Below are 1,555 nucleotides of genomic sequence, written 5' to 3' on the forward strand. Positions count from 1 at the left end.
CATCGACGGCAGCCCGACCAATCATGAGGCGATCATTTCCTGCGACGCCGAACACCGTCTGCGGAATCGATCGCGACGAGCGCTGAAGCCGATCCGCATCCGCAAGAGCAAGTACCTCAACAATTGGATCGAGCAGGACCATCGGCGCATCAATCGCCGCTCGTCTAGGCAGCGGTCTTGATCTCGGCCATGACGCCGACGATGTCGTTCACCACCGTCTCGACCAGCTTCTGGTCGTCGCCCTCGGCCATAACCCGAATCAGGGGCTCGGTGCCGGAAGGCCGGATCACTAGGCGGCCGGACTTGCCGAGCCGGTTGCGGGCATCCTCGATCGCGGCCTTGACGGGTGCTGTCTCCAGGGGCTCGCCGCCGGAAAAGCGCACATTCTTCATGAGCTGCGGCACCGGCTCGAACTTTTTGCAGATCTCGCTGACCGGCTTGTTCTGGCGCTTGATGCAGGCCAGCACCTGCAGCGCCGAGACCAGCCCGTCGCCGGTGGTGGAGAAATCAGACAGCACGATATGGCCGGACTGCTCGCCGCCGACATTCAGCCCATGCGCGCGCATGTGCTCGACCACGTAACGGTCGCCGACCTGGGTTCGGTGAAGTTGCAGGCCGGCTTCACCGAGGAAGCGTTCGAGGCCAAGATTGGACATGACGGTGGCGACGACGCCGCCGCCTGCCAGGCGGCCGCTCTGATGCCAGGATTCGGCGATCAGCGCCATGATCTGGTCGCCGTCGACGACAGCGCCGTTCTCGTCGACGATGACCACGCGGTCGGCGTCGCCATCGAGCGCTATGCCGATGTCGGCGCGCACTTCATGAACCTTCTTGGAGAGGCCCACCGGGTGCGTCGAACCGCATTCCTCGTTGATGTTGAAGCCGTTCGGCTCGTTGTTGATGGTGATGACCTCGGCGCCGAGTTCCCAAAGCGCTGCCGGCGCCACCTTGTAGGCGGCGCCGTTGGCGCAATCGACCACGATGCGCAGGCCCGCCAGCGACATGGACCGCGGCAGAGTGCGCTTGGCGAATTCGATATAGCGGTCGTGCACGCCGTCCACGCGCTTGGCGCGCCCGAGCCCATCCGCGTCGGCCAGCGAAATGTCGACATCCTGGTCGAGCAGCGCCTCGATGCGCATTTCGATCTCGTCCGACAGCTTGTAGCCGTCGGGGCCGAACAGCTTGATGCCGTTATCGTAATAGGGGTTGTGCGAGGCCGAGATCATCACGCCGATATCGGCGCGCAGCGACCGCGCCAGCATGGCGACCGCCGGCGTCGGAATCGGCCCCAGCAGGAACACATCCATGCCGGCGGCACAGAAGCCCGCGACCAGCGCGTTCTCGATCATATAGCCCGACAGCCGCGTATCCTTGCCGAGCACGACGCGATGGCGATGGTGGCCGCGCTGGAACGACAGGCCGGCAGCCATGCCGACCTTCATCGCAACCTCGGCGGTCATCGGAAATTTGTTGGCCCCTCCCCGGATCCCGTCCGTTCCGAAATATCGTCTCGTCATCTTACTCGACGTGCCCATATATGATTCACCCAAGTGTC

The 1,555-nt window shown here is 64.0% G+C and carries 1 protein-coding gene and 1 pseudogene; one reads left to right on the forward strand and one right to left on the reverse strand.

The genetic code is table 11. The annotated features are described in order from the left end of the window. A pseudogene (locus tag AC0L3D_RS36580) lies at positions 1-160 on the forward strand (IS6 family transposase); the annotation flags it as partial. Positions 161-164: 4 nt separating this feature from the next. On the opposite strand, the gene glmM reads toward AC0L3D_RS36580, so the two are convergent. Next, complete coding sequence (gene glmM, locus AC0L3D_RS36585; protein ID WP_473609525.1) at positions 165-1,517, reverse strand: phosphoglucosamine mutase; 1,353 nt, start codon at positions 1,515-1,517, stop codon at positions 165-167. Between the last annotated feature and the right edge of the window lie 38 nt (positions 1,518-1,555).

The sequence above is a fragment of the Mesorhizobium sp. WSM4837 genome, assembly GCF_055811435.1.

What these genes read in the sequence shown, in the direction of transcription:
- glmM (WP_473609525.1), bottom strand. Translation starts at nt 1,517, where the DNA reads ATGACGAGACGATATTTCGGAACGGACGGGATCCGGGGAGGGGCCAAC.